Annotated in this window: 15 protein-coding genes; 9 read left to right on the top strand and 6 right to left on the bottom strand. The window is 64.8% G+C overall.

The genetic code is table 11. The features are described 5' to 3' along the window. Window positions 1–214, bottom strand: a 214-nt coding sequence (locus tag VFV09_15860; protein ID HEU4869187.1) for a DUF523 domain-containing protein, incomplete at its 3' end; no start/stop codon positions are given. A gap of 271 nt (window positions 215–485) precedes the next feature. Here VFV09_15860 and VFV09_15855 point away from each other — a divergent pair. From VFV09_15855 to VFV09_15830, 6 genes are all read left to right on the top strand, one after another. Next, window positions 486–908, top strand: a complete 423-nt coding sequence (locus VFV09_15855) for a VOC family protein (GenBank protein HEU4869186.1) — start codon at window positions 486–488, stop codon at window positions 906–908. Then, window positions 898–1,245 (top strand): pyridoxamine 5'-phosphate oxidase family protein, encoded by a 348-nt coding sequence (locus tag VFV09_15850; GenBank protein ID HEU4869185.1) that lies wholly within the window; start codon window positions 898–900, stop codon window positions 1,243–1,245. Before VFV09_15855 ends, VFV09_15850 begins: the two co-directional genes overlap by 11 nt. A 160-nt stretch (window positions 1,246–1,405) precedes the next feature. Continuing rightward, complete coding sequence (locus tag VFV09_15845; protein HEU4869184.1) at window positions 1,406–2,698, top strand: cytochrome P450; 1,293 nt, start codon at window positions 1,406–1,408, stop codon at window positions 2,696–2,698. A gap of 52 nt (window positions 2,699–2,750) precedes the next feature. Further along, a complete protein-coding gene (locus VFV09_15840; GenBank protein ID HEU4869183.1) occupies window positions 2,751–4,355 on the top strand; it encodes a peroxidase family protein in 1,605 nt (534 codons plus the stop codon). 90 nt (window positions 4,356–4,445) lie between these two features. Beyond that, entirely contained in the window at window positions 4,446–4,703 is a 258-nt protein-coding gene (locus VFV09_15835; GenBank protein HEU4869182.1) for a hypothetical protein, read from the top strand. An 83-nt stretch (window positions 4,704–4,786) separates the two neighbouring features. Beyond that, window positions 4,787–5,092: a polyhydroxyalkanoic acid system family protein gene (locus VFV09_15830; GenBank protein HEU4869181.1), complete on the top strand. Its 306-nt coding sequence runs from the start codon at window positions 4,787–4,789 to the stop codon at window positions 5,090–5,092. On the opposite strand, the gene VFV09_15825 is transcribed toward VFV09_15830, so the two are convergent. From VFV09_15825 to VFV09_15805, 5 genes are all read right to left on the bottom strand, one after another. Further along, complete coding sequence (locus VFV09_15825) at window positions 5,089–5,661, bottom strand: M48 family metallopeptidase (protein HEU4869180.1); 573 nt, start codon at window positions 5,659–5,661, stop codon at window positions 5,089–5,091. The genes VFV09_15830 and VFV09_15825 overlap by 4 nt on opposite strands. Window positions 5,662–5,723: 62 nt before the next feature. After that, on the bottom strand, window positions 5,724–7,424 hold the full coding sequence (ilvD, locus tag VFV09_15820) for a dihydroxy-acid dehydratase (GenBank protein ID HEU4869179.1): 1,701 nt from the start codon (window positions 7,422–7,424) through the stop codon (window positions 5,724–5,726). A 142-nt stretch (window positions 7,425–7,566) separates the two neighbouring features. Then, window positions 7,567–7,854 carry a hypothetical protein gene (locus tag VFV09_15815; GenBank protein HEU4869178.1) on the bottom strand — a complete coding sequence of 96 codons (288 nt, stop codon included), beginning with the start codon at window positions 7,852–7,854 and terminating at the stop codon, window positions 7,567–7,569. 71 nt (window positions 7,855–7,925) lie between these two features. After that, a complete protein-coding gene (locus VFV09_15810) occupies window positions 7,926–8,675 on the bottom strand; it encodes a triose-phosphate isomerase family protein (GenBank protein ID HEU4869177.1) in 750 nt (249 codons plus the stop codon). 11 nt (window positions 8,676–8,686) lie between these two features. Continuing rightward, window positions 8,687–9,730 carry a Gfo/Idh/MocA family oxidoreductase gene (locus VFV09_15805; protein HEU4869176.1) on the bottom strand — a complete coding sequence of 348 codons (1,044 nt, stop codon included), beginning with the start codon at window positions 9,728–9,730 and terminating at the stop codon, window positions 8,687–8,689. Window positions 9,731–9,831: 101 nt separating this feature from the next. On the opposite strand from VFV09_15805, the gene VFV09_15800 reads away from it, so the two are divergent. The 3 genes from VFV09_15800 to ilvN all read left to right on the top strand — a co-directional run bounded on the left by VFV09_15800 (window position 9,832) and on the right by ilvN (window position 13,599). Then, window positions 9,832–10,977 carry a carboxylate-amine ligase gene (locus VFV09_15800; protein ID HEU4869175.1) on the top strand — a complete coding sequence of 382 codons (1,146 nt, stop codon included), beginning with the start codon at window positions 9,832–9,834 and terminating at the stop codon, window positions 10,975–10,977. A 295-nt stretch (window positions 10,978–11,272) separates the two neighbouring features. Next, a complete protein-coding gene (locus VFV09_15795) occupies window positions 11,273–13,090 on the top strand; it encodes an acetolactate synthase large subunit (GenBank protein ID HEU4869174.1) in 1,818 nt (605 codons plus the stop codon). Beyond that, a complete protein-coding gene (gene ilvN, locus VFV09_15790) occupies window positions 13,087–13,599 on the top strand; it encodes an acetolactate synthase small subunit (GenBank protein HEU4869173.1) in 513 nt (170 codons plus the stop codon). The genes VFV09_15795 and ilvN overlap by 4 nt, the downstream gene beginning before the upstream one ends. The last annotated feature ends 2 nt before the right edge of the window (window positions 13,600–13,601 follow it).

The following is a 13,601-nucleotide window of genomic DNA, read 5'->3' as shown; positions in this document are numbered from 1 at the left end:
CCATCTTCGTGCCCGAATCGGAGGCCTTCAGCTCCACCGGCTCCCGGGGCACGCCCATGCCGGATTCGACTTCGGGACAGACGGGGACCCAGGAGAAAACCGCACCCAGGAGGTCGACCACGAAGCTGTTGCGCTTGTGGCCGCCGTCATAACGCACCTCGGCCCCCAGCAGGCACTGGGAGATACCGATCTTCAGACCGTCGTCTTTGGGCACGTCCGATAGGTTAACAACAAACGCGCCCCTGCCGAGGGTGACCAGGAGTGCCAACCGGCGTATCGTTAGCGGGTACGGACAATCGAAGGAGGCAGCTATGGCTCAGCAGTGCGGTCACGAAGGTTGCAAATGCGAAGCTCGCGAAGACGGGTACTGCAGCGACTACTGCCAGAAGCACGGATCCCACGAAGGTCACGTAGCCCACGAGTGCGGTTGCGGTCACGAGGGCTGCCACTAACACCGAAGCGCCGGCCCAGCCCCGGTCTGAAGCTTGACCGAACCTTCCCTCGACCGCACAGTGCTCGGCCTCGCCGAGATCGTGTTGTGGACCCGCGACATGGAAGCCACCCTCCGCTTCTACCGGGATCTTTTCGGGCTGGAGTTGATCTCGGAGCCCGACTTCCGGGTCAAGTTCCTCAGCGCCGGCGAGGGGCCGGGCGGAATCCCGCAGATGATCGTCCTGTTCCCGCAGTCCCCGGATTCCCCCGAGTTTCCCCGGGACAAGCCGTCCCGGGTGCTCCACCACCTCGCGTTCGCAGTGAACTCCAGCCGGTACGAGGAGCTCGGCGAAATCTGCCGGACCTACGGCCTGGAGGTGCGGGAGGGAGTCCACCCGGTGCTCAAGGACGTGCGGACCTTCTACGTAGACGACCCCGAGGGCAACGAGGTGGAGGTGATCGCCCGTGCCGGGTGAAGCCACCGGGCCCGTCTTCGAGGACTGGGAGCTGGAGAGAACCGACCGCACCGTCGGCGTCCTGACGACCAACGGCCGGGACGGCTTCCCGCATGCGGCGCCGGTCGGGGTCCGGTGGGAGGACGGTGCTATCCGCTTCGAGACCGACTCCAACGCCGCCAAGATGCGCAACATCGAGGCCGACCCGAGGGTCTCGATCCTCATCTACGGCAAGCCGAAATGGGGGGTGCTGATCACCGGGACGGCAGAAATCATATCCAAGGGCTCCGGCTCCGAGCAGTCGCAGATCAGGGTCCGCCCGGAGCGCAAGGCCTCCTGGAAACGCAAAGAGGATTAGGTAGTACCTCTCATCTAATTAGGTACTTCCTCCCTCAGTTGCCTCTTGACCACCGGCACGAAAGCTCTAGGCTAAATCTGTCCGCCGGAGTCAAGAAAGGTGCTCCTCTGGGCGCTTCGAGCGTATTCCAAATGCGCTCGAGGCGGATGGGAGGTCACTCTTGTCAGACACGGCAACAACCAGCTACCTCGAGCAGTACGATGCTGCAGACGACAAGACCAAAGTCGGCCTTGCCCTCAAATGGATCCGGACCGACTGGCGCCCCTTCTTCAAGGAGTTGCGGGAAAACCGCCCGATCCTCAAAACCCCCAACTTCACCTTCGTAACCCGTTTCGCGGACGTGACCGAGGTCCTCTCTCGGGAAAAGGTCTTCACGGTTAGGCCCTACCAGCCGCACATGGACCCGGTGGTCGGCCCGTTCATGCTTGCCCGGGACGCCACCCCGATCAACTGGCGGGAAAAGGGCATCATGCAGGCCGTGCTGAAGCCGGAGGACTTGCCGGGTGTGCGCAAGATGGCCGCCAGCCTCGCCGAAGGAGCGCTGGACGCTGCCGCCCCCGAAGGCAAGATCGAAGCAATCAGCAAGTTGTGCCGGTTCGTCCCCATAAGCATCGTCGGCGGGTACTTCGGCTTTCCCGGCCCCGACCTGGAGTCGATGTACCGGTGGTCGAAGAACACCCAGACCAACATGTTCAAGAACCTGCTCAACGACCCCGCTATCCACGAGGCCGCCGTCCAGACCGGCAAGGAGATGAAGGAGTACCTGACCGGCCTCCTGGCGGAGAAGCGGAAGACCGCCTACGGCAAGAACGGGGACGCTCCGCAGGACACGTTCAGCCGGCTGGTGCGCACGCAGTTCCCGTCCGAGATCGGCTTCGACGACGAGCGGCTGCTCTCCAACATCATGGGCTTGCTGGTCGGGACCGGGGAGACCACCTCGCAGGCGATCGCCCAGTCGCTCGAGCAGATCCTGCTCCAGCCCGAGATTCACGCGCAGGCGGCCGAGGCGGCCAAAGCGGACGACCCGGCAGCCTTCGACGAGTACGTGTGGGAGGGGCTGCGGCTCAACCCCATCAACCCGCTGATCTTCCGCCTGTCGGTCGAGGACTACACCGTCGCTGCGGGGACCGACAGGGAGACCGTAATCCCGGCGGGGACCCTGGTCTTTGCGTGCACGTCGTCCGCAGGTTTCGACGAGGATGTCCTGCAGGAGCCGGAGACCTTTCGAACCGACCGGCCCGACTTCCTCAGCCTGCACTTCGGCTACGGCCACCACACCTGCCTGGGCAAATACGTCGGCTCGGTCGTGATTCCCGAGGTGGTCCGCAGGGTGCTGCTCAGGCCGAACGTCCACCTGCTGCCCCCGCCCGAGGGAAAGATCGACTTTCACGGCGGCCCGTTCCCTGAGAGCTTCTGGTTCGGGTTCGGAGAAGCGTCACCGGCGCAAGCGTAACCACTCGATTTGTAGGCGGGGAACTGCCACGGCACCAGGAGGGTGAAGATTCATGGCGCAAGAATCAGGAGTTAAGGGCAGAGACACCAGTGCCGACGGCAGGAAGAACATCCGGGAGACAAAACTTCTGACGAGTTACGGCCTGGCGTGGAAGCTCGTCCAGCGTCAGCCCAAGCTCGAACAATTCGTCAACGGCAAGCTGATCGACAGCGCGTCGTCCAAGATGCCGTACCGCCCCAACCCGGACAGCACCCTTGCGGACTACACCTCCTGGTCTTCGCTCACCGACCGCAAGTACTGGAGCCGGCACCTGCCGCCGGGTAAGTCGGCACCCGAGTTGCCCGAGGCGGAGAAGGTTGCCGAGCTGTTCGTCCGGGAGGAGGGCAAGTTCATTCCGTCGGACAAATCCACGGTGCTCTTCTCCTACTTCGCCCAATGGTTCACCGACGGATTCCTGCGGAGCGACCGGGCGCCGGACCCCGACGACAGGCGCAACGACACCAACCACGAGATAGACCTGATGCAGATCTACGGCCTGACCCCGGATGTCACCCAGCAGCTTCGTCTGCACGAAGGGGGCCTGCTCAAGTCCCAGATGATCAACGGAGAGGAGTACCCGGAATACGCCTACGACGCAAACGGGGAAAAGAAGCCCGAGTACTCCCTGGTCCCCGACGTACCGACCAAGCTGGCGCCCAATCTCACCCCCGAGATCCTGTCGAAGTTCTTCGCGGTCGGAAGCGATACCTCCAACCTGCAGCTCGGGTTTGTCCTGATGAACGTCCTGTTCTTCCGGGAACACAACCGGGTGGCACGGGAGCTGGCCGCCAGGTACCCCGAGTGGAAGGACGACGACGACCGGCTGTTCGAAACCGCCCGCAACGTCCTGATCGTCCTGCTGATCAAGATCGTGGTCGAGGAGTACATCAACCACATCACTCCCTACCACTTCCAGTTCCGGGCCAACCCGGCGAGCTTTAAGAACCCCGCCTGGTACCGGCCCAACTGGATGGCGGTGGAGTTCAACCTCGTGTACCGATGGCACCCGTTGGTGCCGCCGACCTACCGGATCGCCGGCGATGATGTTCCCGTCCTGAAGACCCTGTACGAGACGGATCTGCTCACCAGGAACGGCCTCGGGCAGCTGTTCGAGGACGCCTCCAACCAGGCGGCGGGGAAGATCGGTCTGTTCAACACGGACCCGGTCCTGGGACCGGTGCAGCTGTGGAGTGTCAACAAAGGCAGAAAGGTCCGGCTGGACAGCTACAACGAGTACCGGAAGTTATGTGGGTACCCGAAGGTCACTGCGTTCAACCAGATCTCGGGAGACCCCAAAGTCCAGAAAGGTCTGAGCGACCTTTACAAAACGGTCGACGACATCGAGTTCTTCCCCGGGCTCTACGCCGAGGACATCCGCCCCAACTCGGTGTTGCCCTCGTTGATCGGGCGCATGGTGGGAATCGATGCCTTCTCGCAGGCCCTCACCAACCCCCTGCTGGCGCCGCGCATCTTCAACGAGGCCACGTTCTCGCCCGCCGGCTGGCAGATCATCAAATCCACTAACACCCTCTCGGACATTCTTCACCGCAACATTCCGGGCGATGACAAGCGCTTTGTCGGCATGACTAGGAGGGACTGGAAGCGAAGCCGCAGGTAACGAGCGGCACGGTTTGTTTTGCGGCTGTTGGGGAACCTTTAGTCGCCTGCAGTTTTCGGGCTAATTAGGCGAAGGAGTCGGAACATGCAGATCATCGGATTGCTGATTGTTGGACTGATCATCGGAGCGATTGCCCGCCTCATCAAGCCGGGCCGGCAGACGCTCGGCATCGCAGTCACCATGCTTCTCGGAGTTGTCGGCGCGCTGGCCGGTGGATGGATCGCCAGCCTGCTGGGCACCGGGAGCTTCACCGAGCTGAACTTCCTCGGGTTTGTCATCGCCGTCGTGGTCGCCGTGCTTCTGATCGGTCTCGCAGAGGCCGGCATGGGGGGAAGACGCCGCGTCTAGGCTGAGATTTCAAAAAGACCGCCCGCTCGAGCACGCTCGGGCGGGCGCCTTTTTGTCCGGAGCATTAGGCCGAGGGGGAATCAGTGGGCAAACAGTTTGAGGTGTCGGTGCCTCACAAGCTGTCGCAGGAGGAGGCGTTGGGCCGGATCAAGTCGCTGGTTGCGGACCTCAAGTCCCAGTACGGCAACCAGGTCAGCAACGTCTCCGAGAACTGGACCGGCAACAGGTGCGACTTCAGCCTGAAGATGAAGATGTTCAAACTCTCGGGGACAATCGAGGTGGACGACTCATCCGCTGAGATCCGGGGGACCATGCCGACGGGAACCGGACGTTTCGAGGGGAAGGCCAGGGCGCTGATCCAGGAGCGAGCGCAAAAGCTCCTTTCCTAACCCTCTTCCTCCATACCTTTGGCGATCAGGTAGCCGCGGGCCCTCTCGGTAAGCGGGTACCGGTTCACCAGCGCCCAGAAGTCCTTCGAGTGGTTGGCCTCCACCAGGTGCGCCATCTCGTGGACCAGAACGTAGTCCCGCACCCAGCGGGGCATCTCGGCCAGCGCCGATGAGATCCGGATGCTTGCGTCGGCCGGTGAGCAGGAGCCGTAGCGGGAGTTCTGGTTGGTGACGTACTTGAGCGAGTTCCACTCGAGGCGGCCGCCGAAGTACTCCCGGTTCAGCTCCACGGCCCGCCTCTGAAGATCGCCGTCCGAGTTCAACCTGGTCCGCAGGCTGCGGGCCTCGAACCGCTTGAGCATGGTTTCAACCCAGCGGGCCTCCTCCGCGCGGGACATGCGGGCGGGCAGGTACACCACCAGCTTGCCTTCGCGAAGCCGCGCCGACACGGTCCGGTGACGCCGATCGGACCGGCGCACCTCGACCTCGGGGGCGAAGACTTCCGGGTGGGCGGGCGCCAGCTCCTGCACCGCGTCCAATGGCAGGGAGGTCTGCTCTGCAGCGCTCACGGGCGTCTTCCTACATCCATGCGGCGATTTTAAGGTCCGGGTGTGACAACCCTGGGAACTCTTTAGCTCGACTGCGGCACCCAGGCGGTGGTGACCGCACCCCGGGCCGAGCTCCCGACCGTGCGGGCGTACTTCTCCAGTGCGCCGGTGGCGTACCGCGGAGCCGGCTGGGTCAGAGCGGCCAGCCTGCGGCTGAGCTCGTCGGCATCCACCATCAGGTCGATCCGGCGGTTGGGGATGTCCAGGACGATCTCGTCGCCCTCGTGGACCAGTGCGATCGGCCCGCCGTCCGCGGCCTCGGGAGCAACGTGACCAACCGAGAAGCCGTGGGTCGCGCCGGAGAAGCGACCGTCGGTGATCAGAGCCACGTCCTTACCCATCCCGGCGCCGAAAATGGCTCCGGTGACCGCAAGCATCTCCCGCATTCCGGGCCCGCCCTTAGGGCCTTCGTAGCGGATGACCACCACGTCGCCCTTGCGAATCTGGCCGGTGACAACCGCCTCGAACGCGTCGTCCTCGGAGTCGAACACCCGGGCCGGGCCGCGGATCTCGTCGGAGCCCTCCAGGCCGGCCGCTTTGCAGACCGACCCCTCGGGAGCCAGCGTCCCCTTGAGGATCACGGTCCCGCCGGTCGGATGAAGCGGCCTGGACATCGGCCGGATGACGTCGCCGTCCGGTTCGCCGGCTCCTTCGGCGTTCTCGGCCAGCGTCTTTCCGTTGGCAGTCAGGCAGTCGCCGTGCAGCAATCCCGCTTCCAGGAGCTCCCGGATGACGACCTGCACCCCTCCGACCCGGTCCCAGTCGGCCATGACGAAACGACCGGCCGGCCGCAGATCGGCGATATGCGGGACCCGGCGGGAGATGACGTCGAACTCGTCGATATCCAGCTCGAGGCCGGCCTCGTGGGCTATAGCCAGCATGTGCAGCACCGCGTTGGTCGAGCCGCCGGTGGCCATGACGACGGTAATGGCGTTTTCTATGGACTTCTTCGTGACGATGTCCCGTGCGGTGATGCCCCGGCGAAGCTGTTCGACGACCGCCATCCCACTTTGGAAGGCGAACTCGGCCCGGCGCTCGGTGATGGCCGGGGGCGAAGCGCTGCCGGGCAGCGAGAGGCCCATGGCCTCCACGGCTGCCGCCATCGTGTTGGCGGTGTAGTGGCCGGCGCACGACCCGGCGCCCGGGCAGGCGCTGGACTCCAGCTCGTGGAGCTCCTCGTCGGTCATCTTGCCGGCGGCGTGGGCGCCGACCCCCTCGAAAACGTCCTGGATGGTCACGTCCTTGCCGCGGAAACGGCCCGGCATGATCGTGCCGCCGTAGAGGAAGACCGAAGGCAGGTTCAGGCGGACCGCCGCCATGACCATGCCGGGGAGGGACTTGTCGCACCCGGCGATGGTGACCACTCCGTCGAGCCGTTCGGCGTGGACGACGACCTCAACCGAGTCGGCGATGACCTCGCGGGAGATCAGCGAGGCGCGCATGCCCTCGGTCCCCATCGATATGCCGTCCGAAACCGCGATGGTCGTGAACTCGAGCGGGTAGCCGCCGGCTTCGTGAACGCCCGCCTTGCTCCGGTCGGCCAGTTTGTCGAGGTGCAGGTTGCAGGGGGTGACCTCGTTCCACGACGATGCGACCCCGATGATCGGCTTCGAGAAGTCGCCGTCCCTCATGCCTACGGCGCGCAACATCGCCCGTGCGGGAGCCCGCTTGGCCCCTTCGGTGACATCGGCGCTGCGTGGCTTGAGATTCGGCTCGTCGCTCATGAACGTCTCTCCTCCAGAAGGTTTCGAAAGAGCATAACAACGAGCCGCATCCGGACCCCACCCGTTGTCCGGCTTCTAAGGTACCCCGGTCTTCAAGCTGGGCGCCTATGACAGCCACGGAGGAGAGCCACCTCCGGAACCGTCAGCCGGTGAAGGATCCCGATGGCTGCGCAGCCGCTTTGCGCCGGCTCCGGCGCAGGAAGAAGGCAACCAGTCCGAGGACGATGCCCGAGACCAGACAAAGAGCGAGTCCTCCCATGCCGGCGGCGATAAGCGGGATCGAAGAACCGTTGTCCGTAACGGCCTCCTCTTGCCGGAGGTAGTTCTGGGTTCCGATCGTCCAAAGCATGAAAAACGCGCTACCGCCTATAAAGAAGATGCCTGCGGCCAGTCCGTACAGCCATTTCCCCGGCGTGAGCTTTTGCTCCATGAAAGGGCCTCTCAGTCGACCTGCCAGATTCCGTCACCCAGTGTGGCCGATTAATCCGCTCCCGTCTCCCATCACAGCTCCGAAGCGTCGGTCAGTCGGTCGGCCAGCGCAAGAAAGTCCCCGGCATCAAGTCCCGCACGGGTGGCCCCGACGCCGTCGAGAACTTCCAAAGCAGCGAACTGGCCGGCGTTGCGTGGCGTGACGGTCCCTCCGTAGATGACCTCTGGCCGGGCCATGCCGGCATCGGTCATACGGCACTTGAGGTGCTCAACCAGCCGGCAGACGTAGTCCACGTCGGCGGGCTGGTCGCCGCCCACCGCCCAGGTCGGCTCGTAGACCACCAGGACCGGGCAACTCGTCGGATCGATTCTTGAGATGCCGGCGATCAACCGCTCCTCGGCCTGCGACGCGGCGGCGTCGGTTCGCTCGTCTTCGCCCACGCACAGCATCGGCCTCAGCCCGGCGGCCGCACAGGCTGCCACCTTGCACGCAATCTGCTCGTCGGTTTCGCCGGCGGCCCGGCGCTCGCTGTGCCCGATCAAAACGAACTCCGCCACTCCTTTCAGCATCTCTGCGGAGATCTCCCCGGTGAAAGGCCCGCTCGGCTCCGAGTGACAGTTCTGCGCGCCGAGGCTGACCAATTCCGGATCGGCGAGGGCTTTGAGCACCGGAAGCGACACGAAAGGAGGGCAGATGACACAGGTGGGCAGGGAATACCCCAGGCAGGCTCTTGCCCTCAAACCCTTCTGGATCTCTGCGAACAGCGTCACGGCCTCGTCGGTCGTGGGGTACATCTTCCAGTTCGAAACCAGGTACTTCACTGCCCCAGCCGTCAGGCGCCGGTCTGCTCGGGCGCCACCCAGCGCCGTTCGCGGTCGGCCAGCTTGATCGCGTCGTAGACCGCCTGGACTCTCAGGGCCTCTTCCAGCGACGGGTCGGGCGGTGCGCCCTCCCTGATAGACAGCCAGAAGCGGCGGGCGACCCGGCGAAAAGCCTCGTTGGAGCTGTTACTGAGAGGCCCCTCCACCTGCAGCTCGTCGCCGGCCCGGCCCCACCACAGCCGGTAGTCGGAATCCAGCTTTACTGTTCCCTGGTCCCCGTAGATCTCCACGAGGTCCCTGCGATCGTGCCGCGCGGTGGCAACCAGCGAGACCACTCCCAGACCGCCCGCTTCGAATTGCAGCAGGATGCCGAACGCATCCTCGGCCGTCACCGGACGCATCTCGCCTCCGCCGGCCAAGCGCTCCGGCACGCCCACCTCGAGTGCGGCCGCCACGGACTCCACGCGGGGGAAGATCTCGAGGAGGAGGTCGAGGTCGTGAACCCCGTATCCCTGAAGGCGGCCGCCGCCGAGCTCGGCGTCGTGGACCCAGGTGTACGGTCGGGACTCGGGATGCGCGTGGTCCGAGTGAACCAGCGAGATCAGAGCCATGCGGGGTCGCCCCACCACCTGCTGCGCCACCTCGATAAGCCGCCGCCGGGTCGACTTCATCCTGAGCGAGTAGTCGACCGCCCCCACGACTCCCGCCGACTTCACTGCGCCGGCAATCTGCCGGGCGCGGTCGAGGCTCTCGGCCAGAGGCTTCTCGCACAACAGGTGCAGGCCGCGCTCGACCACTGCGCGAGCGAGCGGCAGGTGCGTGACCACCGGGGTCGCCAGGTGCACCGCCTCCAACCCCGGGAAGTCGAGCATCTCCTCGAAGTCCGAAGTCCCCAGCTTGAGCCCGAACTCGTTGGCCAGCTTGACGGCGCGCTCGGGCGTTCGTGACCAGCACGCGACCGGCTCGAACTCCTCGATATCCCGGTAGACCGGCAGGGCCACCTTTCTCCCGTAACCTGCGCCGGCGACCGCAATCTTGATCGGTGTGCGTTTCACGGACCAATTTATTTCCGGTTTCGGGCCAAAAGATTCGCCGAACGCTTCTGATTTTTCGGGCGGCCCAACCTGGGCTCAGTCAGCACGATCCGGTCAATACCTTGCTAGACACGTTTGGTTCCTGCCTTCGGCAGGGCAGAACTTCGTTCTCAAGGAGGACGGCCATATTCACAATCGGAGTTGAGGAGGAGTTTCACCTGGTCGACCCGGATACCCGGGAGATCGCCCCCGACGCGGACAGAGTGCTCTCCGAGTACGACGGCGACGAGGTGGAGGCGGAGCTTCAGGCTTCCCAGGTCGAAGTCGGCACGGTGGTTTGCGAAACCCTGGCCGACGTCCGCAAGGACCTGATCAGGCTCCGCCGGGAAGCGGCGGCGGCTGCCGGCAAGGTGGGCAAAAGAATTGCCGCTTCCGGCACCCACCCGTTCTCCGACTGGCGGGGCACCCAGGTCTTCCAGAGGGACGCCTACATCCGTTTGGAGGAGGACTACCAGCAGCTCACCCGGGAGCAGATCCTGTCCGGCTGCCACGTCCATGTGGGCATCGACGACCCGGACGAAGCGATCGAGGTCATGAACCGGGTTCGGCCCTGGCTGCCGGTGGTCCTGGCGCTCTCGGCGAACTCGCCCTTCTGGCTGGGAGAGAGAACGGGTTACCACAGCTACCGCAACCGGCTCTGGCAGCGCTGGCCTACTGCGGGAATCCCCGGCTCCTTCTCCAGCCGCGCCGAGTACGACGCACTCAAAGAGGCCTTGCTGACAACGAACAGCATCGACGACCCGGCCAGGATCTACTGGGACGTAAGGCCTTCCAACAAGTTCAACACGATCGAGTTCCGCGTAGCCGACTCCTGCTCGAACCTCGACGACTCCCTGCTGGTGGCCGCGCTGGTCAGGGCGATAAGCGAAACCTGCTATCGGGAGATGCAGACGGGCTCGGACAGCACCAAGATCCGGGACGAGCTGATCAAGTCGGCTATCTGGCGGGCCGCCCGGTACGGGGACTCCGACACGCTGATCGACCCCAAAAAGGAGCGCCTGGTGCCCGCATACGAGCTGGTTTCCTCGATGCTCGAGATCCTGAGGCCTGTGCTCGAGGACCGGGACGAGTGGAACGAGGTCCAGGGCCTGGTGTCGCAGGTCCGCGAGCGCGGGACCGGAGCCTCCCGGCAGCTGGCGCTGTTCGAGCGCACCGGCCGGATGGAGGACGTGGTCGACTTGATCCTCGACGAGACTGCGCCGGATTAGTCCGGCATAACGGATCGCCGGACGGCGCCCGACTGCTTGACACCCCCGGGCCCCTCGGTCAAGATTGGGGAACGGCAACGAACAGGAGTCTGACAGTGACGCGCTACGAAACGGAAAGGAGCCCTCAGGGGCAGCTGTTCCTTCTTCTCGTATCGCGGTAGCGCGCGCCTGCAGTTCCGGCGAGCGCTACGAAACCTCTCAGACTGAGAGGTTTTTTGTTTCCCGGACAACTGCAGACTCCCCCTACCTCGACCGAGACGTCGAGATCCAGGTCCACTGAGTCTTTCCGCATCGTCTGCGACCCACTGCTGAGAAGACACAAGGAGAGGACATAACTATGAGCGAGGTCACCGGGGCTAAGGCCCTCTTCCTTGCGCTCGAAGCAGTTGGGGTCGAGCACATCTTTGGCATACCGGGCGGAGCTATCCTGCCGGCCTACGACCCGTTGATCGACTCGACGGTCAAACACATCCTCTGCCGGCACGAGCAGGGTGCCGCCCACGCAGCCGACGGCTACGCTCAGGCCTCCGGCAAGGTAGGGGTCTGTATGGCCACCTCCGGCCCCGGCGCGACCAACCTGATCACCGGCCTGGCGTCCTCGTTCATGGACTCCATCCCGGTCGTTGCCATCACCGGCCAGGTCCCGCGGCCCGCCATGGGCTACGACGCCTTCCAGGAGTCGGACATCACCGGCATCGCCGGACCGGTCACCAAGCACACGTTCCTGGTGATGGAGCCGGACGACATCGCCCAGACCATCGCCGAGGCGTTCCACATCGCCAGCACCGGCCGCCCCGGCCCGGTCCTGGTCGACATCCCCAAGGACGTGCTGCAGGCCAAGTTCACCTACAAGCCGGCCGGTCCGGTCGACCTGCCCGGCTACCAGCCCACCACCAAGCCGAACCAGCGCCAGATCGTCGAGGCGGCCAAGCTGATCTCCCAGTCGGAGCGCCCGATCCTTTACGCCGGCGGCGGCATCATCAAGGCCGGGGCATCGGCCGAGCTGGTTCAACTGGCCGAGATGACCGGCATCCCGGTGGTCACCACCCTGATGGCCCGCGGCGTCATGCCCGACACTCACGAGCTGTGCCTCGGCATGCCCGGCATGCACGGCAACTACACCGCCGTCACCGCCCTGCAGCGCAGCGACCTGCTCATCGGCATCGGCCCCCGCTTCGACGACCGGGTGACCGGCAAGCTGTCGGCTTTCGCACCGGACGCCAAGATCATCCACGCCGACATCGACCCGGCGGAGATCAGCAAGAACCGCAAAGCCGACGTCCCGATCGTGGGCGACGCCAAGGCGGTCCTGGTCGAGCTGATCAAGGTCATCGAGTCCCGCCGGGGCAAGGATCCGCAACCCGACTACTCGGCATGGCGGGACACGGTCAACGGCTGGAAGAAGGCCTACCCCTACAAGTACACGCAGACCGAGGACGGTCCCCTGAAGCCTCAGTACGTGGTGGAACGGATCGCCGCCCTGACCGAGGGCAAGGCCATCTACTGCGCCGGCGTGGGCCAGCACCAGATGTGGGGGTCGCAGTTCATCCCCTTCCAGCGCCCCCGCACCTGGATCAACTCCGGCGGCTCGGGCGCCATGGGCTTCGGCGTCCCGGCGGCAATGGGGGCCAAGGTCGCCATGCCGGACGACGAGGTGTGGTGCATCGACGGCGACGGCTGCTTCCAGATGACCTGCCAGGAGCTGGCGACGATGGCGGTCGAGAAGATCCCGGTCAAGATCGCCATCATCAACAACGCCTACCTGGGCATGGTCCGCCAGTGGCAGGAGCTGTTTTACGACGAGCGCTACTCCGAGGTGGAGTTCGGCTGGGACATCCCCGACTACGTCAAGCTGGCCGAGGCGTACGGCTGCATCGGCCTTCGGGTCGAGAACATGCAGGACGTCGACACGGCGATCGAGAAGGCCCGGGGGGTCAACGACCGCCCGGTGGTCATCGACTTCCGCTGCGACAAGGGCGAGATGTGCTACCCGATGGTCGCCGCCGGCAGCTCCAACGACGACATCATTCTCGGCCCCGAGTACGAGAGGGAGCCGGTAGCGCACGAGCAGGGCGACCACCTGTACGGCGACGACGAGGAGCATGGAGCATGAAACATACGATTGCCGTCCTCGTCGAGAACAAGCCGGGTGTCCTGTCCCGGGTCGCCGGGCTGTTCGCCCGCCGGGGATTCAACATCCACTCCCTGGCGGTCGGCACCACCGAGAGCCCGAACGTCAGCCGGATGACCATCGTGGTCGACCTGCCCGAGCGGCCGCTCGAGCACGTGACGAAGCAGGTTTACAAACTGATCAACGTGCTGAAGGTCATCGAGCTGGAGCCCGAGCTTTCGGTCGAGCGGGAGCTCATGCTGATCAAGGTCCGGGCGGTCGCCGAGGTGAGGGCCCGCATCATCGAGCTGGCCGAGGTGTTCCGCGGCAAGGTCATCGACGTGGGCACCGACTCCATGACCATCGAGGTCACCGGTGCGCCGGAGAAGATCCAGGCCTTTGAGGACCTGGTTGCGGTCTACGGGATAATCGAGCTCGTGAAGTCCGGCCGGGTGGCGCTCAGCCGGGGTTCGAAGTCAATCAAAGACCGCCAGCTGCGGGTGGCGGGTTAACA

This window comes from Actinomycetota bacterium (assembly GCA_035759705.1).
In the GTDB taxonomy this organism is placed as follows: Bacteria; Actinomycetota; CADDZG01; order JAHWKV01; family JAHWKV01; genus JAJCYE01.
This window is presented reverse-complemented; position numbering and strand designations above follow the sequence as displayed.